The organism is Microbacterium sp. ISL-59 (assembly GCF_018613945.1).
Taxonomy (GTDB): Bacteria; Actinomycetota; Actinomycetes; order Actinomycetales; family Microbacteriaceae; genus Microbacterium; species Microbacterium oxydans_B.
Map to the genome: position 1 here is coordinate 119594 of NZ_JAGGPG010000002.1, position 23112 is coordinate 142705.

At 69.5% G+C, this 23112-nt stretch carries 20 protein-coding genes; 4 read left to right on the forward strand and 16 right to left on the reverse strand.

Annotated elements, in window-relative coordinates:
* Positions 1–5 precede the first annotated feature (5 nt).
* From ligD to J7E45_RS04745, 6 genes are all read right to left on the reverse strand, one after another.
* Positions 6–1079, reverse strand: a complete 1074-nt coding sequence (gene ligD / locus J7E45_RS04720) for a non-homologous end-joining DNA ligase (RefSeq protein ID WP_215067510.1) — start codon at positions 1077–1079, stop codon at positions 6–8.
* A 71-nt stretch (positions 1080–1150) separates the two neighbouring features.
* Complete coding sequence (locus tag J7E45_RS04725) at positions 1151–2290, reverse strand: SseB family protein (protein WP_215067512.1); 1140 nt, start codon at positions 2288–2290, stop codon at positions 1151–1153.
* A 62-nt stretch (positions 2291–2352) separates the two neighbouring features.
* Complete coding sequence (locus J7E45_RS04730; RefSeq protein WP_215067514.1) at positions 2353–4827, reverse strand: ATP-dependent helicase; 2475 nt, start codon at positions 4825–4827, stop codon at positions 2353–2355.
* A gap of 104 nt (positions 4828–4931) precedes the next feature.
* The gene (locus J7E45_RS04735) at positions 4932–8030 is read right to left on the reverse strand and encodes a lamin tail domain-containing protein (protein WP_215067516.1); all 3099 of its coding nucleotides are present in this window, start codon (positions 8028–8030) and stop codon (positions 4932–4934) included.
* 166 nt (positions 8031–8196) lie between these two features.
* Positions 8197–9216 carry an ABC transporter permease gene (locus tag J7E45_RS04740; RefSeq protein ID WP_105711594.1) on the reverse strand — a complete coding sequence of 340 codons (1020 nt, stop codon included), beginning with the start codon at positions 9214–9216 and terminating at the stop codon, positions 8197–8199.
* A complete protein-coding gene (locus J7E45_RS04745) occupies positions 9213–10238 on the reverse strand; it encodes an ABC transporter ATP-binding protein (protein WP_215067518.1) in 1026 nt (341 codons plus the stop codon). The genes J7E45_RS04740 and J7E45_RS04745 overlap by 4 nt, the downstream gene beginning before the upstream one ends.
* Positions 10239–10327: 89 nt before the next feature.
* Here J7E45_RS04745 and J7E45_RS04750 point away from each other — a divergent pair, with 89 nt between their 5' ends.
* Together J7E45_RS04750 and J7E45_RS04755 are read left to right on the forward strand one after the other, a co-directional pair.
* Positions 10328–10726 (forward strand): YccF domain-containing protein, encoded by a 399-nt coding sequence (locus tag J7E45_RS04750; protein ID WP_046748802.1) that lies wholly within the window; start codon positions 10328–10330, stop codon positions 10724–10726.
* A 25-nt stretch (positions 10727–10751) separates the two neighbouring features.
* On the forward strand, positions 10752–11213 hold the full coding sequence (locus tag J7E45_RS04755; protein ID WP_215067520.1) for a hemerythrin domain-containing protein: 462 nt from the start codon (positions 10752–10754) through the stop codon (positions 11211–11213).
* A 27-nt stretch (positions 11214–11240) separates the two neighbouring features.
* Here the strand turns inward: J7E45_RS04755 and J7E45_RS04760 are convergent, their stop codons facing one another.
* Positions 11241–12227: a glycerophosphodiester phosphodiesterase family protein gene (locus J7E45_RS04760; RefSeq protein ID WP_167634791.1), complete on the reverse strand. Its 987-nt coding sequence runs from the start codon at positions 12225–12227 to the stop codon at positions 11241–11243.
* Between the two features lie 89 nt (positions 12228–12316).
* On the opposite strand from J7E45_RS04760, the gene J7E45_RS04765 reads away from it, so the two are divergent.
* Complete coding sequence (locus tag J7E45_RS04765) at positions 12317–13243, forward strand: Bax inhibitor-1/YccA family protein (protein ID WP_215067524.1); 927 nt, start codon at positions 12317–12319, stop codon at positions 13241–13243.
* 160 nt (positions 13244–13403) lie between these two features.
* Positions 13404–13676: a GlsB/YeaQ/YmgE family stress response membrane protein gene (locus J7E45_RS04770; RefSeq protein WP_028502343.1), complete on the forward strand. Its 273-nt coding sequence runs from the start codon at positions 13404–13406 to the stop codon at positions 13674–13676.
* Between the two features lie 64 nt (positions 13677–13740).
* Here the strand turns inward: J7E45_RS04770 and J7E45_RS04775 are convergent, their stop codons facing one another.
* The 9 genes from J7E45_RS04775 to J7E45_RS04815 all read right to left on the reverse strand — a co-directional run bounded on the left by J7E45_RS04775 (position 13741) and on the right by J7E45_RS04815 (position 23102).
* Positions 13741–15036 carry an RNA polymerase sigma factor gene (locus tag J7E45_RS04775; RefSeq protein ID WP_215067526.1) on the reverse strand — a complete coding sequence of 432 codons (1296 nt, stop codon included), beginning with the start codon at positions 15034–15036 and terminating at the stop codon, positions 13741–13743.
* Positions 15036–15461: a YciI family protein gene (locus tag J7E45_RS04780; RefSeq protein ID WP_091034915.1), complete on the reverse strand. Its 426-nt coding sequence runs from the start codon at positions 15459–15461 to the stop codon at positions 15036–15038. Before J7E45_RS04780 ends, J7E45_RS04775 begins: the two co-directional genes overlap by 1 nt.
* Before the next feature lie 102 nt (positions 15462–15563).
* A complete protein-coding gene (locus J7E45_RS04785; protein ID WP_215067528.1) occupies positions 15564–16457 on the reverse strand; it encodes a serine hydrolase in 894 nt (297 codons plus the stop codon).
* A 9-nt stretch (positions 16458–16466) separates the two neighbouring features.
* Positions 16467–17864: a glycosyltransferase gene (locus tag J7E45_RS04790; RefSeq protein WP_215067530.1), complete on the reverse strand. Its 1398-nt coding sequence runs from the start codon at positions 17862–17864 to the stop codon at positions 16467–16469.
* A gap of 8 nt (positions 17865–17872) precedes the next feature.
* Positions 17873–19459 (reverse strand): glutamine-hydrolyzing GMP synthase, encoded by a 1587-nt coding sequence (gene guaA, locus J7E45_RS04795; protein WP_167634794.1) that lies wholly within the window; start codon positions 19457–19459, stop codon positions 17873–17875.
* Entirely contained in the window at positions 19456–19968 is a 513-nt protein-coding gene (locus J7E45_RS04800; RefSeq protein ID WP_029262271.1) for a DUF3817 domain-containing protein, read from the reverse strand. Before J7E45_RS04800 ends, guaA begins: the two co-directional genes overlap by 4 nt.
* Positions 19969–20018: 50 nt before the next feature.
* Complete coding sequence (locus tag J7E45_RS04805; RefSeq protein WP_215067532.1) at positions 20019–20996, reverse strand: class I mannose-6-phosphate isomerase; 978 nt, start codon at positions 20994–20996, stop codon at positions 20019–20021.
* The gene (locus tag J7E45_RS04810; protein WP_215067534.1) at positions 20993–22201 is read right to left on the reverse strand and encodes an ADP-dependent glucokinase/phosphofructokinase; all 1209 of its coding nucleotides are present in this window, start codon (positions 22199–22201) and stop codon (positions 20993–20995) included. The genes J7E45_RS04805 and J7E45_RS04810 overlap by 4 nt, the downstream gene beginning before the upstream one ends.
* A 37-nt stretch (positions 22202–22238) precedes the next feature.
* Entirely contained in the window at positions 22239–23102 is an 864-nt protein-coding gene (locus J7E45_RS04815; RefSeq protein ID WP_091034927.1) for a ketose-bisphosphate aldolase, read from the reverse strand.
* Positions 23103–23112: the final 10 nt, after the last annotated feature.

A 23112-nucleotide genomic window follows, 5' to 3' on the forward strand; every position in this document is an offset into this window, starting at 1 on the left:
CCGGCTCAGTCCTTCTCGGCAGGGGTGCCGTCTTCGTCCCAGTTGGCGGCGACCTTCTTGCTCGGCTGCACGCGGGGCGGCTCCCCCGGCATCTTCGGGAACTCCGGTGGGAACGGCAGCTCTCCCAGCCCGTTCTCCCTGTCGCGCTCCCACCACTCCAGCAGGGTGTCGATGCGGCCGGGAGAAGCCTGCATGGTCGCCCAGGGGTCGCCGACCTCCTCGAGGCGCTTCGGAATGCTGCGCACCGTGAACGTCCGGGGGTCCAGGCCGTCGAGCTCGTCCCACTCGACCGGCGTCGAGACCGTCGCCCCCGGCAGCGCGCGCGGGCTGTAGGCGCCGGCCATCGTCCGGTCGCGGTTGGCCTGGTTGAAGTCGACGAAGATCCGCTCCCCGCGCTCCTCCTTCCACCAGTTCGTGGTGACCTGCTCCGGCATCCGTCGCTCCAGTTCGCGCCCGGCCGCGATCACGCCGTGCCGCACATCCAGGAACTCGTGGGTCGGCTCGATGGGCGCGAAGACATGCAGACCGCGATTGCCGCTGGTCTTGGCGAACGCCTCGAGCCCCGCCTCGCGCAGCACCTCGCGCAGCGTGTGCGCCGCAGTCACGGCATCCGCGAAGTCCGTACCCGGCTGCGGGTCGAGGTCGATGCGCAGTTCGACGGGGTTGTCGGCGTCGGTCGCCAGCGACGCCCAGGGGTGGAACACGATCGTGTTCATCTGCACAGCCCAGACGATCGCGCTCGCCCTGTTGAGCACGATCTGCGGATGCTGACGACCGCTGTTGTACGTGACGGTGACGGCGTCGACGAAGTCGGGCGTCCCCTTGGGCGGGTTCTTCGAGAAGAAGCCCTCGGCACGCGGTCCATCGGACGCGCCGACGCCGTCGCGGAAGCGCTCGAGCGACACCGGACGGTTGCCGTTGGCCGCGAGGAAGGGAACCGCGACGAGCTGGGCGTACTCGGCCAGCTCCGCCTTCGTGATGCCGAGATCGGGCCACACCACCCGGTTCGGGCTCGAGAGGGCCACATCGCGCTCTCCGTCGGAGTCGGCGATGGTCAGGGTCACACGTTCTGAGGCCATGCTCCGACCCTAGAGCGATGCCCCGACCGACGGAACCCCGCGCCGGTAGGGGCGACGGGCTCCGGTACCGCTCAGTCGCCGAGGGCGACAGCCAACGCGAGAACCGGGGTGAGCGCATCCCGCTCGACGACGATCGACGGACCCGCGGAGTCGACGATCACGCCCGCCATGTCGGAATGACTCGACAGGACCTTCGCCAGCTGCTCCGGCTCGAACGGGAGCGGACGGTCGCCGCGGCCCAGCGCGATCACCTCGAGGGGGTGGGAGAACAGCTGCAGGAAGCGGCGCCCGTCGGTGGTCTGCGCCTCAGCGATGCCCGCCTGGCCGCTGCCGTCGCCCTCGTTCACGGCGACCCACATGCGCTTCACCGCGAGCGCTTCGCCGACCTTGAGCGTCGAGTCCTGCTCGCGCGGAGCGGCGAGGATGCTCTTGACCGTCATGTCGACGTCGGCCTGCTCGAGCGTCTTCTGCAGCAGATCGGTGGGGAACACCACGCGATGCGGGGCGGAGGCGTTGTCGACGATGAGGCCGGCGAAGTCACCGGACACGACCTGCTGGAGCACCGAGGTCACCGGCTGCGCGACGGCAGAGGTCGCGGCGGGGTCGGCCTCGAGCTGTACCGAATCGCGCACGGCACGGGCCGAGCTGAAGGCCAGCATGAACTGCCGGTCGTCGTTGTCGCGCACGACAGCGACCGACAGCGGCTTTCCTTCGCTGATCTGCGCACGCGCGTCGCCGTTCACGCGGATGTAGAGGTGGCCCTGGAGCGCCTGACGCATCACACCGAGGAGCTGGTCATTGCTCGCGCCCGCCTCGATCTCGGTGAGGGCTTCGCGGAGCAGGACGTTGTCCTTCATCCCGGCGACGGTCTCGGTCTGCTCGGGCGGCAGGGGCGAGGCGAGCGGAAGACGCCTTTCCTCGGGAGCTGCGGGCTGCGCGGAAGCAGCGGGCTGCGCCGGACGCGGGTCCGCGGCTGCCGCCTCGGGCTGCGCATCGGAGGTCGGCAGCGCGACCTCGGGACCGGCCTGGGCACCGACGCCACGGAACGCCTGCACCGAGATGCCGATCGACGGCGCCTCGACGGGCTGCTCGGCCTCGGTCGTGCCGTGATCGGCGTTCACGGCATCCGACCCGGTCGCGGTCTCCTCCGCGTCGGGGGCGGGGGCGACAGCATCGTCTGCGGACTTCTTGCGGCGGGAGAAGAGGGCCATAATCAGCCAGCCTAACCGGCATTCCCCTGCGCGCTCCGCCGTTGCCGGGCGCGCGGCGCGGGCTAGATCTTCTCGATCGGCGCGACCTTGATGAGCAGCTTCTTCTGCCCTGCCGAGTCGAACCGCACGTGGGCGATGCGCTTCGCGCCCTCGCCAGTCACGGCATCCACCCGCCCTTCGCCGAAGTCGACGTGACGGATGCGGTCGCCCGCAGTGAGCTCGAGGTCGCCGTTGTCGCGCATCTTGGCCGTGACCCGGTTGGGGAACTTGTCCATCGCGGTCGAGAGCGGCTTGAGGGAGTCGCGACCGGGCAGCGCCTTGACGGCGAACCGGTCGCCCGAGCCGGAGCCGCCGAAACCGCCCTGGCGACGGGCGTTCAGTGCCCGCGACTGCATGCCGCCGCGGGAGTTCACGTCACCGGGCGACTGCCTCCAGTCGATGAGGTTCGCCGGGATCTCCTGCAGGAACCGGCTGGGCATCGCCACGGTGACCTCGCCGAACTGCGCTCTCGTCATGGCGAGCGACAGGTGCAGCCGCTTGCGGGCGCGAGTGATGCCGACGTAGAAGAGTCGTCGCTCCTCCTGCGGCCCACCGGGCTCTCCCGCCGAGATGCGGTGCGGGATCAGGTCTTCCTCGACACCCGTGACGAACACGGCGTCGTACTCGAGGCCCTTCGCCGTGTGCATGGTCATCAGAGAGACCGAACCGGACTCGTCGTCGAGGTCGTCGGCGTCGGACACCAGCGCGACCTCGGTGAGGAAGTCGACGATCGTGCCCTCGGGGTTGTTGCGGGCGAAGTCGCGGGCGACGGCCACGAACTCGTCGAGGTTCTCGACACGAGCCTCGTCCTGCGGGTCGCGGCTGGCGCGCAGCGCGTCGAGGTAGCCGCTCTTGCCGAGCAGCACGCCCAGACCGTCGGCCACGCTCGTGGGAGGCGGCACCTCGCCGGTGGCGGGAGTCAGGATCGCGGCAGCCTCGGCGAGCACGGCGTCGAGCTGTCCGATCGCGGCCTGGATCTTCGGGCCGACGCCGAGCTGCCCCGGCATCGACAGCGCGTCGCGGAAGCTGATGCCATGCTCTTCGGCGAAACGGGCGATGGCCGTCTCGGTCACATCTCCGATGCCGCGCCGCGGCCTGTTCAGGATGCGTCGCACCGACATCTCGTCGGCCGGGTTCGCGACCGCCACCAGGTAGGCCAGCGCGTCCTTGATCTCGGCGCGGTCGTAGAACTTCGTGCCGCCCATGATCTTGTAGGGCACGGCCGAGCGGATGAAGATCTCTTCCAGCGCACGGGACTGCGAGTTCGTGCGGTAGAAGACGGCCATCTCGGAGTACGGCATGCCCGCACGGTGCAGCGCCTCGACCTCGTCGGCGACGAACTGCGCCTCGTCGTGCTGCGAGTAGCCGGTGAAGCCGATGATGGCGTCGCCGTCGCCCTTGTCGCTCCAGAGCTTCTTGTCCTTGCGGTCGAAGTTGTTGCCGATCACGGCATTCGCGGCGGAGAGGATGTTCTGCGTCGACCGGTAGTTCTGCTCGAGCAGCACCACACGGGCGCCCGGGAAGTCGCGTTCGAACTCGCTGATGTTGCGGATGTCGGCACCGCGGAAGGCGTAGATCGACTGGTCGGAGTCGCCGACCACGGTGAGCGAGGCGCCCGGTTCGCCGGCATCCGCCGTGGGCGCGGGATCGGGCTCGAAGATCATCATGCCGTTGGAGGCATACGGGTCGGGGGCCGTGCCCGCAGCACCGGAGACGGGGCGGGTGAGCTCGTGGATCAGCGAGTACTGCGCGTGGTTCGTGTCCTGGTACTCGTCGACGAGGATGTGCCGGAACCGTCGGCGGTACGTGTCGGCGACCTGCGGGAACGCCCGGAACAGGTAGACGGTCTGACCGATGAGGTCGTCGAAGTCGAAGGCGTTGGCCTTCTGCAGCTGCCGCTGATAGTCGGCGAAGACCTCGACGAAGACCCGCTCGGCCGGGTCGCTCATGTTGGCCTGCCGGGCGTAGGACTCGGCGTCGGACAGCTCGTTCTTCAGCTTGGAGATTCGCGACTGCACGGATGCCGGGGTGAGCCCGTAGGCGTCGGCCTCGTGCTCCTTGACCAGGCGCTTCAGCAGCGCGCGCGAGTCGCCGGAATCGTAGATCGTGAACGATTTCGTGTAGCCGAACTGCTGGGCCTCGCGGCGCAGGATGCGGACGCAGGCCGAGTGGAACGTCGAGATCCACATGCCGCGCGCGGCGTCGCCGATGAGGCCTTCGACGCGCTCCCGCATCTCGCCGGCGGCCTTGTTGGTGAAGGTGATCGCGAGGATCTGGCTCGGCCAGGCTTCACGCGCGCGGAGCAGCGAGGCGATGCGACGGGTGAGGACGCTCGTCTTACCCGATCCGGCACCCGCGACGATGAGGAGCGCGGGGCCGCGATAGGTGACGGCCTCGAGCTGTTGCGGGTTCAGGCCGGCGAGGAGATCGTCCTGCCCCGGGGCCCCGGAGGAGCGGGGGCCGACGGATCCGGGGACGATGAGAGGAGCTTCGGTCATGGCCTTATGAGTCTAGGCGTCGGCACCGACATTGCGGCACGAGCAGGCAGCGCCCACGACTGCTGCGGAGGGGTGTGCGGGCGAACCCGCGCACCCCTCCGATCTCAGACGGTGCGCGTGCGGCGGCGGACCGCCACCCCTCCCGCGACCAGGAGCATCAGCGCCAGCGCGATCGCGGCGACGGGGAACTCGGCACCGGTCGCGGCGAGCCCGCCCGCGCCCTCCGAGATGCGGATGTCGGCCCAGCCCAGCAGCGCTCCATCGGCGTCGTACACCGCGATCCGGTGCGCACCCAGCGCGGCATCGGTCGGGACCGTCACGGTGATCGACCCTGCCGCGGACAGCGCGCCTGTCGCGAGCTGCACCGGGTCGGAGTACATCCACACCGCGATGTCCTCCCCCGCCGCGTCCGCGCCGACGGTGACCGTGACCTTCTGACCGCGGGTGGCGACCGCGGGATCGACCGTCACGCCGTTGCGGTTGCCGTCGACCAGGTCCGTGCCGGGCAGCGGCGGGTTCTCCCCACCGGGGTTCTCGCCACCGGGGTTCTCGCCGTCGACGCTCGGCAACGTGCCGGTGCGCAGCGACTCGGAGGCGAAGCCGTCGGCGAACCACCACACCGGACGCTGACCGTCGACCGAGAGCGAGGCCGGCGCGGTCGCGAAGCCCTCGTTGTTGATGTCGGGCATGCCGGCAGGACGCGCGTACTGGACGATGCCCGGCTGGGCGGTGCCGTTGAGGGTGATCTCGGCCGAACGGCCCTGGCAGCCGTCGTCGCAGACGGCCCAGAGCGTGCCGCGCACACTGTCGTAGTCGAGAGCCATCACGCCGGCGAGCCCGGGAGCGACCTCCGAGACCAGCGTCGCGGTCCCGTCACCGCCGAGGGCGAAGGCGTACACGTGGCCGTTGTCCTCGACCGCGACCAGGAACAGCCCGCCACCGTGGCCGGCATAGTCCGTGGGCTTGTACGCCGCACCGGTGTTGTCGTCGAAGAGCTTTCCGGCGAGCGCGGCATCCGGCACCCACTGCACGGCCTCCATACCGAGGTTCGCACCGACGGAGGGCAGCAGCGCCGTGAGGTCCCACTCCTGCTGTGCGACGAGGTCGCCGTTCGCCGCCTCGGGGTCGACCTTCAGGACCTTGTTCTGGTTCACGCCCTTGGCGCTGTTGTCACGTTCCGAGGCCACGTACACGAAGCCCTCTCCGTCGACCGTGATGCCCTCGGTGTCCGGGCCTGCGGCACCCGCGTCTGCGGCGTCCTTCTGGAACCGGACCCGCTTGCCCGCATCCCAGCCGTCGACCTTCTCGACCGAGCCGTCGGCGTGCGCCTCGAGCTTCCAGATGCGGCCCTCGCCGTTGTCGACCGCCCAGAGGAACGCGCCGTCGGCGGTCTCCTGCACGTCGAGCCCCGAGCTGTCCTCGAGGAACGTCGGGATGCTGTCGAGCACGCGGACCTCGGCCGATCCGGGCCACGGCGAGACGGTGACCTCGCCGGCGCAGACGTTCGCGGCACCCTTCGTGGACTCTGTCGTCTCGGCGAACGCACCCGTCGTGTCGGGGCAGCGCCCCCAGGTGATGGCCGCGTGGCCCTCGCCCCAGCTGGTCTCGTCGACGAGCAGCTCGCCGTCGAACAGCCGCACCGCGTCGCCGCCGCCCAGGCCGAAGCCGAGCTGCTCGCGCTCGATGACGAGGTACTCCCCCGCGCCGATGCGGGTTCCGGCCGGGATCGAATACGCGTGGGTGTCGTCGTCGTCCTTCACCACGATGCCCGAGACGTCGAGGGCCGCGTCGGTCGGGTTCACCAGCTCCACCCAGTCGTCGGGCGAGCCGCCGTCGGACTCGACCTCGTTGATGCGCACCGGGTTGCCGCACGCGTTGCGCAGTCCCTTGGTCGAGACCGCGACATCGACGAAGTCGCCGGAGCCGTCGGCGCAGCGCGCCAGCACGCCCGCGGCGTGAGCGGTGTACACATGCTCGTCGACCGTGTTGCCGTTCGCATCGCGAACCGTCACGGTGTCGCCGTTGCCCAGACCGAAGACGAAGTTCGCGGGCTGGTCGAAAACGAAGTACGCGCCCGGCTGCAGCGTCGTGCCGGCCGGCAGCGGGGTGGTCTCACCCGCGTGACCGGTCGGGTCGTTGTCCATGACGGTCCAGCCGGACAGGTCGACGGCCGTGCTGCCGGTGTTCGTGACCTCGACCCAGTCGGTGGTGTCGCCGTTGGAGTCGATCTCGTTGATCACGACGTCGGGCATGACGCACGAGTTGGCGGCTCCGGGGGTCGAGTGCGCGAGAACGAACGCGCCGACGCCGTCCGGGCAGCGTGCGAGCGTGGCGGCGGAGAAGTCTCCGTCGATCGCCGCGTGCCCCTCCCATGGGAGGGTGTCGTCGATCTGCGTTCCCGCCGCGTCGAACAGGCGGATGCGGTCGGCGCTGCCGATGCCGATCGGGTCGCGGAAGGCCGCCTCGACCCCTCCGACGAGACCGATCGTGCCCTCGTCGACCACGAGGAACTCGCCCGCTCCGATCTGCGTGCCGGCCAGGAACCGCCAGCGGTGATCGTCGGAGTTGTCACGGATCTCGTAGCCCGAGATGTCGAGCGCCTCGGTTCCGGGGTTGTAGAACTCGACCCAGTCGGCGGGCTGCGAGTCGACCTCGTTGATCACGATGGATCCCGACACGGGTGCGATCGAGCAGTCGTTCGCCGCGCCAGGGGTCGCTGTCGTGGCATGCGCCCACTCGCCCGTGCCGTCGGCGCACCGCGCCCACACCGACAGCGGCGCGGTGTTCTCGTAGGCGTAGGAGTCGGCCTCGGCGCCGCTCGGATCGAAGAGCACGACCTCGTCGCCCTTGCCGAGACCGAACGGGAAGTCGACGTCCTTCACGAGCACGAGGAACTCACCGGGGGCGAGCGACGTGCCCTCGGGCGCCGCGCCGAAGCTGTCGCGCTTCTCGTCGGCGACCTTCCAACCGGCGAGATCGACCGTCTCGGTGCCCGCGTTGTAGATCTCGATCTGGTCGGCGAGACCGGTCGCCGCGTCGTCGTAGACGATCTCGTTGAGCACGAGGCTTGGCGCGGCCGAGACTGTCTCTGCGGGGCGGATGCCGGGATCGGCACCGATGGCGGCGGCGGGAGTGGCGAGCAGGGCGGCGGCGCTCAGTGCGCACACCGCCGCGACCGCGGCTGCGGATTGCAGGCGGGGCATGGAGGACTCCTGGGGGTCGGCCGGCAGGCCCCAGGCGGGGCCCGACCGGACTCAGTCGGGTACCAGCCCAGACCACCGATCCCGCGTGGCCGCGAAGAATCCCTCCGGTGCACGGAAGGTGAACGGGAGGTGGCGACTTCCCGTTCCCCCTTCCGTTCTCACGTCCTCAGGCGATGCGGGTGCCCGGCGGCAGACGCTTCGCGGGCGTCCGCGTACGCGCCCATGCTCCGGCGAACAGCGAGCCGGCGATGACGATCTGCACGCCGAGTCCCACGAACCAGCTGGGCACCGACGAGTCCATGATCTCCTCCGGCGTGCGGTAGCCGCCGTTCGGGTCGCACTCGTCCCAGCGCTGTTCGAGCGGCGACTGCTGCGCGCTGCGCACGCCGAGCTTGATCTGGCCGAACAGGTCGACCGGGTAGCCCTCGGGCGAGAACTCCGTGGGCGTCGCATCGGCGAGCACGACGAACGGGTTGGCCGACAGCGCCCACCAGACGTAGTCGAACCGCGGCACCTCGTAGGTGGTGCCGACCTCCCATTCGTCGCAGATGGGGGCGCCGTTCGCGTCGTACGGGCGCGAGTACGTCGTCGCCTCGCTACGCACGGCCATGCCACCCAGCCCGAAGGCGATGAGCGTGCCGAAGACCAGGCCGGCGACCACGAGATACGTCGCCGCGACCGAGAACAGCGGGCGGGCGATGAGTCCGCTCAGGCCGACGCCGATGGCCGCGACCACGATGATCTCGACCGCGAGCACGAGCAGCGAGACCAGCAGCACGAGCGCATCCGCTCCCCCGCCCAGGAGCGACAGGGCGAGGAACGGCACGGCGACGAGCAGGAAGGCCCCGCCGGTCGCGATGGCGGCGAGGAGCTTGCCGAGCATGATGTCGCCGGTCGACGCCGCGGTCACCTGGACCGCGGCGAGGGTCGCGGCATCACGGTCGCCGTTGATCGCGTTGCCGCTGAGGGTCGGCGACACCAGCACGACCAGCAGCAGCACGATGTTCACGACGATCGAATAGACGCCCGCACCGACGAAGTCGCCCCAGGAGTACACGGCGAACGCGAGCCCGGTGACCCCGAGCAGGATGAGGGCGAAGACACCCAGGAGGACGTACCAGCCGACGCTCCGCAGCCGCTGGGTCAGTTCGAGTCGGGCGATGATCCCGATGTTCGCGAGGCTCATGCTCCCGCCTCCGTTCCGGTCGGTGCCGCGGGGGCGGGTGGTGCTGGTGGTGCGGCCGGCGGCGCAGGATGCGGCGGGGCGGAAGCGGCGGCCTGCGGCGAGGGCGCATGCGGCAGGTTGAGGAACGTGTGCTCCAGGTCGCTCTGCGCGGGGGCGAACTCCGCGACCGGCAGGCCCGCCTCGACGAGCCGGCGCAGCGACTGCGCCGCAGCATCTTCACCGGCGAATCCGACCAGCACCGCACCGCGATCGGTGGCGAGGGAATCCGGCGAGAGACCGAGGTTCGACGCCACCTGCCAGGTGTCGGCGTTCAGACGCTCGGGAGTCGCGCCCGCCAGCCGCACGCGCCATGCGCGCACAGAGGTCTGCAGGGGAGCGGCGTCGACCACCGCTCCGGCCACGAGGAAGACGGAGTCGTCGACGACCTCTTCCAGCTCCGAGAGGATGTGGCTCGAGATCAGCACCGTGCGCCCCTCGGCGGCCAGACGACGCAGCAGCTCGCGGAGTTGGACCCGCGCCTCGGGGTCGAGTCCGGATGCCGGCTCGTCGAGGAGCAGCACCTGCGGATCGTGCACGAGCGCGCGCGCAAGGCCGAGCTTCTGCTTCTGCCCTCGCGACAGCACCTTCGCGGGCGAGTCCGCCAATTCCCCGAGCCCGACGAGCGTGAGCAGCTGCTGCGCCCGCGCGGCGGCATCCGGCTTCTCGATGCCGTACAGGCGGGCGGTCGTGACGATGGTCTCCCGCGCGGTGAGCGAAGGCCAGGCGCCGAGTGCGTCGGGCATCCAGCCGAGCAGACGCCGTGCAGCGAGCGGATCGACCGACGGATCGACGCCGCCGATGCTGATCGTCCCGCTGTCCGGGGCCAGAAGTGAGGCGAGCATGAGGAGCAGCGTCGTCTTGCCCGCTCCGTTCGGCCCGACCAGTCCGGTCACGCGGCCCGGCTCGGCTCGCAGGGTGGCCCCTCGCACCGCCTGCACCGTCCCGAACGCTCTACTGACGTCTTGCACCACGATTCCGGTCATGCGGTCAGTCTGGCATCCGGACCGCCACGCGCCCGGGACCTCGGGGCGGATGCTCAGACACCGAGCCGCGCGGGTGACACAATCTCCCCATGCGCACGATCCTCAACATCATCTGGGTCATCCTGGCCGGATGGGCCCTCTTCCTCGGGTACGTCCTGGCCGGCATCCTGCTGTGCATCCCGATCATCACGATCCCGTGGGCGATCGCCTCGTTCCGCATCGCCGCCTACGCGATCTGGCCGTTCGGTCGCGAGGTCATCAGCAAGCCGACGGCCGGCGTCGGCTCTTTCCTCGGCAACGTCCTGTGGGTGATCCTCGCCGGCTGGTGGCTCGCGATCGGCCACATCGTCTCCGGCATCCTGCTGTGCATCACGATCATCGGCATCCCGATGGGCATCGCCGACTTCAAGATGGTCCCGGTCTCGCTCATGCCGCTCGGCAAGGAGATCGTCTCCACCCGTCGCGGCGCCTTCGACCGCACCCTCTGACGCGGCCCCTGCCTACACTGGGGCGATGGATGCCGCCCGCCTGATCGCCTGGGATCACGAGCTCCGCTCGGCACACTCCCGTCTGCGCGCGGCACTCGCCGCCACCCGCGAGGCCCTCGAGCAGGGCGAAGCGGCACCGGACGCCACCTCCGAGCTCGTGCTCTACTGCATCGGCTTCTGCACGGCGCTCGACGGCCACCACGGCGCCGAGGATCACGCGCTCTTCCCCGCACTGCGCGCGGAGCATCCCGAACTCGGCGGTGTGATCGACAAGCTCATGCAGGACCACTCGATGCTCGCCCACCTCCTCGGCTCGCTGCGCACCGCAGCCGAGCGCGGAGACGATGCGCGCGCGATCGCCGGACACCTCGACGGCATCGCCGCGATCATGGAGTCGCACTTCCGGTTCGAGGAGCGCGAGATCCTCGAACCGCTGCGCGCACTCGCGCTCGACGGCGACGTGAAGACCGTCCTCGGTCCGCTCTGACCCGCGGCGGCCGGAAGACACCTCCGCTCAGCTGCGGAAGAACGCGACGCCCAGATCGGGGTGGTCCACGAACACGCCGTCGATACCCTGGCGCGCGATGACGCCCCACTCCGACTCGTAGTCCCCGAACGCCGAGCGTCCACCCGAGCCGCGGAACTCCGGCGACAGGAACGCGTTCTCCGGCCGGCACGTCCAGGTGAAGACCTGCAGGCCGCGCGCATGCGCATCGGCGACGATCGTGTTGCCGCGGTCGAGCAGCATCTTCTTGCTGACGCTGATGCCGTCGACACGGCCCACCAGACCGTCGAGCCCCTGCGGAGTGACGGTCGCCTTGTACGTGAGCGCCTGCTTCCCCTCGGCCACCAGCCGGTCGTACGGGCGGCCGGTCGCCTCGATGAGGTAGATGTACGACGCCGCGACGCCGCGCTCGCGCAACTGTCCGAGCACCGTCGACTCGAAGCACTCGATCACCAGGGGCAGCTCTCCGTCGGCCCACCCCGCATCGCGCAGCTCACGCTCGATCAGCGGAGCCAGGTCGAGGCCGATGCTCGCGAAGTACGTGGCGTGCTTGACCTCGAGCACCACACCGATCTCCCGGCCGTGCTCGACCGAGCCGTCGCGCACGATGTCGAGCACATCGCGCAGGCGGAGGATGGCCTGCGAATCGTCGAAGCTCGCGCTCGACACCCGCACCTCGGGCAGGCGCTCGCGCCCGCGCAGAGTCGACAGCTCCGCCCAGGTGAAGTCCTCGGTGAACCAACCGGTCAGCGCCTGTCCGTCGACGCGCTTGGTCGTCTTGCGGTCGGCGAACTCCGGATGCAGAGCGACGTCGGTCGTGCCCGAGATCTCGTTCTCATGCCGCACGACGAGGACGCCGTCCTTCGTGGCCACGACGTCGGGTTCCACGGCATCCACGCCCATGGCGAGCGCGAGCTCGTAGGAGGAGCGGCTGTGCTCCGGTCGATAGCCGGGCGCACCGCGGTGCCCGATGACGAGGGGTGATTTCCTGGGCACGCTCTCAGCGTAGAACACGCCTGGAGCGCCATCGCCCGAGTATCGTGGAGGAAAGAGACCTACAACCCCCTTTGGAGTGAGGCCCACCAATGAGCAACTTCGCTTTCAACAACCCTGCTTTCCAGCAGCAGGACCCGCGCAATGTCGCGACCTACCCGGGCGGACCTCAGGCTGCTCAGGGCGCGCAGAACGCCTCGCTCCAGCACGGGGCGATGGATGTCGCGGCCAACGCGCAGCTCGAGGGCATGTACGCCGCCCCGCCTGCCGGTGCGATCGAGACCGACCGGATGTCCGTCGAGGACACCGTCTGGAAGACCGCCGGCCTGTTCGCCATCCTGCTCGTCACCGCAGCCATCGGCTGGGTGTGGACGCTCGGTGGGATCGATGCTCCGCCGTACAACCCCCAGAACCCGGCGCCCGTCAACATGATGCCGTGGATCATCGGTGCGCTCGGCGGCTTCGTGCTCGCGATGGTCATCACCTTCACCTCACGCAAGAAGGTGCGCCCCGCGCTCATCTTCGGCTACGCCGCGCTCGAGGGCCTCTTCATCGGTGGCATCTCGGCGTTCTTCGAGGTCATCTACCCGGGCATCGTCTTCCAGGCGACCCTCGCGACCGTCTCGGTCGTCGGTGTGACCCTGGCCCTCTTCGCCAACGGCAAGATCCGCGCGTCGAAGAAGGCGACCAAGATCTTCATGATCGCCATGATGGGCTACCTCGTCTTCTCGCTGCTGAACCTGGTCCTGATGTGGACCGGCGTGCTGCCGCAGGACCAGGCGTTCGGCATGCTCAGCGCCACCATCATGGGCATCCCGCTCGGCGTCATCATCGGCGTCCTCGTCGTGATCATGGCCGCGTACTCGCTGGTGCTCGACTTCGACCAGATCCAGCAGGGCGTCCGCAACGGGGCTCCCCGCCAGTACGGCTGGCTCGGCGCCTTCGGCATCATGGTCACGGTCGTGTGGCTCTACGTCGAGATCCTCCGCATCATCGCGATCGTTCGCGGCAACAACTGACGCGAACCGTCTTTCGAAAGGCCCGTCTCCCCCTGGAGGCGGGCCTTTTGGCATACCCGGGGAGGTGTGCGCAAGGGGTTGTCGTGCGGTCTCGAAGAGCGGCAGTGTGGGTGTCACGAAGCCCTGGCACCCCGGGGCTCCCGACACATAGGAGCTGACCATGAGTTTTCTCGGCTTTCTTCTCCTCGGCCTCATCGCCGGGGCCATCGCCAAGCTGATCCTGCCCGGCAAGCAGGGTGGCGGGTGGTTCATCACCCTCCTTCTCGGCGTCGTCGGCGCCCTGCTCGGCGGCTGGCTCGGCAGCCTGATCCTCAACCGTCCGCTGACCGAGTTCTGGGATCTGGGCACCTGGCTCCTCGCCATCGCCGGCTCGATCGTCGTGCTGCTGATCTACGGTCTGATCGCCGGTCGCGGTCAGAAGGTCAACGACTGACGCTTCCCCGAAGTCCCACACGCCCGTCCCCTTCGGCAGCCTCGTGCTTCCCGAAGGGGGCGGGTCATTTCTCTGTCCCGGCGGCCTTCCGCTCGAGCAGCGACCGTTCGCGATCGTTGCCCGCGAGGCCGGCCGCGACGGCGAACTCGCTCCGTGCCTCCTCCTCGCGCCCGAGCCGGCGCAGCAGCTCCCCCCGAGTCGCGGGCAGCAGGTGGTACCCGCGCAATACTCCCGAGCTCGAGAGCTGATCGATGATGCGCAACGCGGATGCCGGGCCGGTCGCCATCGCGACCGCCGCCGCGCGGTTGAGCTCCACCACCGGCGAGGGGGCTATCCGTCCGAGCGCCTCGTAGAGCAGCACGATCCGGTCCCAGTCGGTGTCGTCGACGGATGCCGCCACGGCATGACACTCGGCGATCGCGGCCTGCAGGCAATAGGCACCGCGACCGCGGCCGAGCGCGTCGGCCGTCGCCAGCGCCGCTCGACCGCGGGTGATGCGCCCGCGATCCCACCGCCCACGGTCTTGATCGGCGAGCAGCACGGGATCGCCGTTCCGGTCCACGCGCGCGGCGAACCGCGCCGCGGTGAGCTCCATCAGCGCCAGCAGGCCGTGCACCTCGGGCTCGCGCGGCATCAGCGCCGCGAGCACCCGGCCCAGACGGATGGCCTCGTCGCTCAGCTCGGGCCGCATCCATTCCGGGCCGCTGCTCGCCGCATGCGCCTCGTTGAAGATGAGGTACAGCACGCCGAGGATGGCACTCAGACGCGCTGCATGTTCCTCGCGGGGCGGCACCTCGAAGGGAGCGTTCGCCGCGGCGAGGGTCTTCTTCGCCCGCACGATCCGCTGCTGCACGGTCGCCGTCGGCACGAGAAAGGCGCGGGCGATCTCCTCGCTCGACAGACCGCCGACCACCCGCAGCGTCAGGGCGACCTGCGCTTCCTTCGACAGCACCGGGTGGCAGGCGATGAAGATCAGACGCAGCACGTCGTCGTCGACGGCATCCGGGTCCCACAGCACGTCCGGCGACTCGGCCTGCTCCCGCTCCAGGTCGTGGGCGAGGGCGGCGACCCGAGCATCCAGGCGCTCGGCGCGGCGCCACCCGTCGATCGCCTTGCGCTTGGCGACCGCCGTGAGCCAGGCCCCCGCGTTGCGCGGCACCCCCTCGACCGGCCACTGCCGGAGCGCATCGACCAGCGCCTCCTGGGCGAGGTCCTCCGCGAGCCCGAAGTCGCCGACCATGCGGGTGAGCGCCCCCACGATGCGCGCGGACTCGATACGCCACACCGCGGCGACCGCACGCTCCGCCGACCCGTCCTCGGGGGCGGAGCGCGCCGTCTCGTCGTTCGCGGATCCGTCCATCACTGCTGGGCGCGCTGTGCCGCTTCCTCGCGCCAGCCGGCTTCCTTCTCGATCCACTCGTTGTCGGCCGGGAAGTCCTCCACACCGGTGACACGACGCACTTCGAGGAACGATCCGGCGCCCAGGGGTGCGCGGCTCGCCCATTCGGCGGCTTCCTCGCGCGACGAGACCTCGACGATCCAGAAGCCGTTGAACAGCTCTTTGGTCTCGCCGTAGGGGCCGTCGGTGATGAGCGGCTTCTCGGCGCTGAAGTCGACGACGAATCCCTCGGCGGCGTCGGTCAGGCCCTCGCCCGCGACCAGCACGCCGGCCTTGATCATCGACTCGTTGTACTTGCCCATGGCCTCGATGACCTGCTCGAAGGGCATCTCCTTGTATGCCTCGACGGCGGTGTCGTCTGCGCGCATGATGAGCATGAACTTCATGTTGTTCTCCTTGTTCGAAGGGCCGTCTCTCGACCCTCTCACTTCAGACGTCGAACGGGAACGGCCCGGATCGACATGCTCCCGGAATTCATTCTGAAAAGGTCAGGAGAGCGGAGACGAATCCTCGATGATCGCCTCCGCGGCGATCTCGACGAGCCGATGGTCACGGCTCTCCTCATGGGCTGTGATCGTGATGACCGCCTCGGAGTGCTCCGCCAGGTAGACGTACTGGCCGTACAACCCGTCGAGACGCCAGCCCGCCCGAGGACCGGCCCATGCGGCCATCCCGTACTGCGCGAAATCTCCGTCCCCGCCCGTGAGGTTCCAGGCCGAGTGCATGCCGTCGATCCACGACGCGCCCACCAGCTGATGCCCGCGCCAACGACCGCCATCGCGCAAGACGCGACCGATTCGGGCGAGCTCCTCGGTGCGCAACTCGAGCCCGCTGCCGCCGATGATCCAGCCACGCGGGCACCGATGCCACTGCGGATCGTCGATGCCGAGCGGGTCGAACAGTCGTGGGAGAAGCCAGTCGCGCACGTCGCCGACGAGAGCGCCGAGCATCCGCATCGCGACGTAGGTACTCGCGTCGGAGTATCGGAACCGTGATCCCGGCTCCCGGGCGGGGTGACGCAGCATCTCCTGGGCGAGGTCGGGCCACGGAGCCTCCTGACCGCCGAACCACTCGAAGTCGATACCGCTCGTCATGGTGAGCAGGTGACGCAGCGTCACGTCCTCGACGCCGCGGCCGAGTCGCAGGTTCGGCAGCGTCTCTGCGACGCGGGTGTCCAGTGTCAGAATCCGCTCATCCACGGCCATCCCGGCCGCCAGCGCGCTCACCCCCTTGGAAACCGAGTAGACGTTCACTCGGTCATCGCTGCGCCAGCGGTGCTGCGCCTCGTCGGCGCCGACGAGCACATGCACGCCATACGCGTGGAGCTTCTCGCCATCGATCGCCGAGACGATCCGGGCGAGGACGGATGCTGCGGGGGTCACGCCTCGAGGCTAGCCGCGATCGTCGCGACGGGAGGGGCGCCCGGCGACGTCGGCGATCACGGAGGCGAGGGCGTCGAGCGAGCGCTCCGGGCTCCAGGCAGCGGCGACCATCGGCGCCTCGGTGCTCAGCGCCGCGAGTCGATCGGAGTCGGTGAGCAATGCGCGGATCGCGTCTCCCAGCGCCTCGATGTCGCCGTCCGGGACCAGCACTCCCCCGCCGGCGCCGAGGACGTCGCGGATGCCGTAGCGCACGTCGTACGACACCACGGGCGTGCCGTGGAGGAGCGATTCGACCACGCCGAGCGGCTGCCCCTCGAACGCCGTCGAGGTGACGAGGAGCGATGCGCGATCGAGGACGGTGCCGGGGGTCTGCGTGTAGCCGGCGAGGACGACACGATCCCCCGCCGCGAGTTCCTCGATCAGCGCCTGCAGTCGTCCCTGCTCGGGGCCACCACCCCAGATCTCCATCCGGGTGCCCGGCACGTCGGCCGCGAGGAACGCGCGGATCGCCTGGTCGACGCGCTTTCCGGGTGCGAGGCGTCCGAGCATGATCACGAGGCCGTCCTCGCGCAGGTCGTCGCGGGCCTCCACCGGAGCGATGGGATTCGGCACCACGACGTGCGACGCCGCGTCCCCGAACCGGGCCACCACATCGTCACGCTGGGTGACGGTCGGCCAGACGACCGCGTCGAAGCGGTCGGCGAGACGGAACCAGCGGGTCCAGAGCGTGTTCATGGTCGCGTCCGGCGTGTACGGCGCCTCGACGTGCATGGTGTGAATGGTGTGGACGATGCGCACGCGCGGGTCATCCCAGTCCACGATGAGCTCTCCGAGCTGGCGCGACTCGCAGATCACGATGATGCGACGTTCGCCGAACGCGGCCGTCACGTGGTCGAGCCAGGCCCGGTACAGCCCGCGGAAACCGTGCAGGGCGCCGCCGACCTCACCCGCCGCGTCGTACACGAGTACCGGTTCCTCGGTGAGATGCCAGTCCGGGTTGCCCGGGATCACCGGGAGCGCCGCGAACGGTCGGCCCTCGGCATCCGTCAGCACGCGGTACTCGACGTCGGGATCGGGGGTCACCGCGGCGTCGGCGGCAGCGCGCAGCCAGCCTGCCGCTCCGCCATCCGGCTGTACCGCCTCGTCGAAGAGGTTGCGCATCCGCGACGCGTCGAGAAGCGAGCCCTGCTCGACGAACGTCCCGCGGTGCGCGGCATGGTCCGCCGCGGTACCCGGGTCGAACGTGAGCAGCTGCGGGCCGGCACCGTCGGCGACACCTGCGCCCGCCAGCTGACGGGCGCGCGCGAGCGTCGCGATCGTGTACCCGCCGTCCAGGCCCGGGATCAGCCGGCTGGACAGCACCAGGTACTCGGCGTCGGGCAGAGCCGGCGCCGCATCGGGGAGCATGGTGCTCCCTACTCCCACTCGATCGTCCCCGGCGGCTTCGACGTGACGTCGAGCACGACGCGGTTGACGTCGCGGACGCCGTTCGTGATGCGGTTCGAGATCTTCGACAGCACGTCGTAGGGCAGGCGCGTCCAGTCGGCGGTCATGGCGTCTTCACTCGACACCGGGCGCAGCACGATCGGGTGGCCGTAGGTGCGACCGTCGCCCTGCACGCCCACCGAGCGCACGTCGGCGAGGAGTACGACCGGGCACTGCCAGATCTCCTGGTCGAGACCGGCCTTCGTCAGCTCCTCGCGGGCGATGGCGTCGGCCTCACGCAGAATCTCGAGACGGTCAGCGGTGACCTCACCGATGATCCGGATGCCGAGGCCGGGCCCCGGAAACGGCTGACGTCCGACGATCGCCTCGGGGATGCCGAGCTCGCGGCCGATGGCACGGACCTCGTCCTTGAACAGGGCGCGCAGCGGCTCGATCAGCTCGAAGTCGAGGTCGTCGGGAAGGCCGCCCACGTTGTGGTGCGACTTGATGTTCGCGGTTCCCGCACCACCACCGGACTCCACCACGTCGGGGTAGAGCGTGCCCTGTACGAGGAACTTCACCGGAGCGCCGCCCGAGGCCTTGGCCTCGGCGACGAGGTCGAGCTGCACCTTCTCGAACGCGCGGATGAACTCGCGGCCGATGATCTTGCGCTTCTCCTCGGGGTCGGTCACACCCTCGAGGTGACCGAGGAAGGTCTCCGCCGCGTCGACCGTGATCAGACGCACACCGGTGGACTCGACGTAGTCGTTCTCGACCTGCTCGCGCTCACCCTTACGGAGGAGGCCATGGTCGACGAAGACGGCGGTCAGCTGGTCGCCGATCGCCTTGTGCACGAGTGCCGTGGAGACCGCGGAGTCGACGCCGCCGGAGAGAGCGGAGATGACGCGGGCGTCGCCCACCTGCTCGCGGATGCGCTCGATCTGCTCGGCGATCACGTTGCCGCTGTTCCAGTCGGACGCGAGCCCCGCGCCCTTGTGCAGGAAGTTCTCGATCACGCGCTGACCGTGGTCGGAATGCTTGACCTCGGGGTGCCACTGCACGCCGTAAAAGCCGCGCTCCTCGTTCGAGAACGCCGCGACCTTGGTCGCATCCGTCGTCGCGAGCACGTCGAAGCCTTCGGGGGCCTTCGCCACCTGGTCGCCGTGGCTCATCCAGACGTTCTGCTCCGCCGGCTGGCCGCCGAGCAGTGTGCCGCCGTCGCCCGAGATCACGGCATCCGTCGCGCCGTACTCACGGAGTCCGGTGTGAGCGACCTCGCCGCCGAGCGTCTGGGCCATGTACTGGAAGCCGTAGCAGATGCCGAGCGTCGGGACGCCGAGGTCGAAGACCGCCGGGTCGAGCTTCGGTGCGCCCTCTTCGTATACCGACGAGGGACCGCCGGAGAGGATGATCGCGACCGGGTTCTTGGCGGCGATCTCTTCGGCCGTGGCGGTGTGCGGCACGATCTCGCTGTACACACCCGCTTCGCGGACTCGACGGGCGATCAGCTGCGCGTACTGCGCGCCGAAGTCGACGACGAGCGCAGGACGCTGCTGGGTCTCGGACTGTTCGGTCAACGGACACCTTCCGGGGCGGGGGTGGAGGCCTCGGCGGCCTCTCGGGTGGCGAGATAGGTCTTGACCTCACGGGCGACGACCGCCTCCATGAAGAACGACAGCAGCGGGATGACGCCACCGAGCGCGAGGAGGATGAAGCGCGGGAAGCGCCAGCGCATCAGGCTCCACATGCGGAAGCACGCGAACAGGTAGACGACGTAGAACCAGCCGTGCGCCACCAGGATGAACAGCGAGAGGTTGAACCCGTCGCCCAGCGAGGTCATCTCGCAGGAGTTGGTCATCGGGGCGAACAGCGACCACCACTGGCAGTCGGGTCCGGCGAGCACGCCGGCGAACCACAGCGGTCCTCCGGAGCCTCCCAGGAAGAGCTCGAGGTGGATCGGCGTGTACTTCAGCACCATCTCGGTCAGCAGCAGGAGCAGCATGACTCCTGTGATGATCGACGCGATCTGGTAGAACTTCAGCGCACCGCGGATCGCCGGAAAGCTGGCGACTTTCGGTTCGGGCATGCGTCCAGTCTAGCCGCCGGGATTCGCCGCTCGATCCCGCGCGATCGGCCTCACGACGCCGGGGGCCGCGCGATCAGGAGCTCGGCATCGCCGCTGACCTCGATCGTGCCGGCGGCGGCCGGGATGAGGACTGCGGCGCCGGTCGGCAGCACCTCGCCACGGAGGTCGACGGTGCCGTCGGAGACGATCACGATCGCGAACCCGGTTTCGATGACCGACGGTCCGTGCACCGGACGCCGCTCGAGTCGGAAGTACCGATCCGCCGCGCGCGGGAAGACCGAACCTGACCGCCGCGCCGGATGCACGAGGACGGCGAGCTCCGCCGGGCTTCGCGCGGCGGTCGTGACGGCGGCGAGTGCGAGATCGAAGCCCAGCCCGAGGTGTCCCTCGCCGGGGCCGTCGATGGCGAAACCGTCCCACTCCAGCAGGATCGACAGGTCCTCCGGCTGCTGCAGTTCGAGCAGCAGCACCCCGGCACCGATCGCGTGGAGCTCACCCGGTGGCACCCAGACGACATCGCCGGGGCGGACCTCGACCTCGTGCAGCAGGCCGAGGAGCGCCGTCACATCCTGGCGCGAGACCAGATCGGCGAGCGCTTCGACCGTCGTCTCCTCGCGCAACCCGACGTGCACGGTCCCTCCCTCGAGGATGTACCAGGCCTCCGCCTTGCCATGCGCGCGGCCGAGATGCGAAGCGGCGAAATCGTCGTGCGGGTGCGCGTGCACGGGAAGCCGCTGTCCCGCGTCGAGGAGCTTCACCAGCAGACGCGTGTCCGCTCCCCACCGCTCGGCATGCACGGACCCGAGCCACGAGACGGGATCCTCGGCGATCGCATCGCGCAGGATCGTCCCGTCCGGGAGCGTCGTCAGCCCGAGCACCTGCTCGCCGCGGATCGTCGTGGTCGATCCGACCCAGTCCTCGGGCTCACGCGGTGCGGACTCGCGCTCCCCGCGGAAGGCAGAGATGCGGGCACCGCCGCGGTAGAAGCGTTCGGCCGGACGGTTCGACGCGAGCCGGATCGGTTTCACGGGTACTCTCCGTCCTGGGCATGGGCGGCGAGGAACCCGCCCACGAAGGTGTCACCGAGGCCGATCGTGGTCGGGTGTTCGACCTCGAGGGCGAATGCCGGGACGCCGACGGCATCCGGCACGGCCGCCGTGACGGCAGCGACGAGGGTGGCTCCCTTCCCGTGCCGGGGCATCCGGGCCGTCTCGGCTGCTTGCGCCGCCGTGAATCCGTCACCGAGCCGATAGCGGGTGGCCGCCACGCGCACGGCGCTCTCCAGCGCGACGCGGTGGCGGTCGGCCTCGGCTCCGATGGCGAGCGCCCAGTACCGCGTATGCACGACCAGCGCGGGGACGGGAATGATCCGACGGACGTCGGCCAGGGCGCGGATCACGTCTGCCGGATCGAGCAGGTCTACCGGCCGCCCGACGTACTCCTGCAGTTCGTCCTCGTTCATGCCGTACACGTCGATGCCGGGGAGCAGCCGGATGCGTACCGTCTCCGCGAAGGCGCGCGTGTAGAAGCCGGCGTCCTCGTAGTAGACCAGCGCATCCTCGGGCAGCCGGAGCATCGCCTCCTGGAGCTGCTCCAGGCGCTGCTCGAGCAGGGCATGGTCCTGCATGGTGTTGAAGCCGGAGACGAGGAGCACGGAGGCGGTGGCCAGCGTCTCCCCCAGCTCGGCCGCGAGCCGCATCTCACGGTTCGGCGGATCGTTGGCGAAGATCAGCCGATTGGGTCCCGGCGAGAAGACATCGCCGTCATGAAGTCGTATGCGTGCACCGGCCGGATACTGCACGATCAGGTGCGGATCCAGGGTGTCCTGCGTCGCCGAGCACACGAAGGACACCCCGGGAGGCAGCAGCCGGCGCACATTGTCGTCGATGCTCACCAGATGCTGGATGCTGGGGATTCCCAGGCTGTCCAGGACGAGCCCGGCCCGCACGCCGGTACCGCCCAGGGTCACCGCGTACTCGAAGTGCGAGGAGAACGCCTCGATCACATCGGATGATGCGACGAAGCGCTCCGCGCCCGTACCGGCGTCGACGAGGGCGAGGACGGCGACCAAGAGCGATCGCTCGTCGACGATGGGCGCCGTCGAGGTCAGCTCCTGCCGCCGCACGTGGTGCGCGGCGGCCAGCCGTTCGAGTACGGCGGCATCCCACCGCAGTTCGTAGTCGACCGTTCCCCCGAGCCCGAGTACGAGCCGCCTGTCCTCGCCAGCGCTCATCCGCCGATCGCCCTCCCCTTCGAGATCTGCCGTCCGGTCAGTACAGGTCGGCCTTGCCGTCTGCGCCGAACAGCTCGATCTTCTCAGCCGCCGTGGCCTTCAGTGCGGCCATCGGCTCGGGCTGGATCGCGTTCGGCTCGCGCAGGCGCTCGTCGGTGCCGAGGATCTCGCGCATGCGGTTGTGGTACGAGACCTTGATGTCGCTGGATATGTTGATCTTGTTGATACCGAGCTCGACCGCGCGGCGCAGCTCGGAGTCGGGATTCGCCGATCCGCCGTGCAGCACCAGGGGGATGCCGACCGCGGCCTTGATCTCCTGCAGGAGGTCGTGACGGAGCTCCGGGTTCTTCTCTGCCGGGTACAGCCCGTGCGAGGTGCCGATCGCGATGGCGAGGCTGTCGACGCCGGTCTCCGCGACGAAACGCACGGCGTCGGCGGGGTTCGTGTAGATGATCTCGGCGGCGCCCGACTCGCCGTAGCTGTCATTCGCGCCGATCGTGCCGAGCTCTCCCTCGACCTGGATGCCGACCGCGTGGGCGGCATCGACGACCTTTCGGGTGAGGGCGACGTTCTCGTCGAACGGCAGCAGGGAGGCGTCGATCATGACCGAGGTGAAGCCCGCCTTGATCGCGGTGATCATCTGCTCGTAGCTGCCGCCGTGGTCCCAGTGGATGGCGACGGGGACGCTCGAACGGTGCGCACGGGAGTGCATCGCGGCGATCAGGTCGGTGGTGATGTGCGAGACCTCGTCGGGGTGGATCGCGATGATGACCGGGGCGGCCTTCTCCTCGCTGATGTCCATGACGCCGTTGAACATCGCCCAGTCGCTGATGTTGAACGCGGGGATCGCGAAGTTGTTCGCGTTCGCGACGTCGAGGATGGATTTGCCGGTGTAGAGCACTTGTATCTCC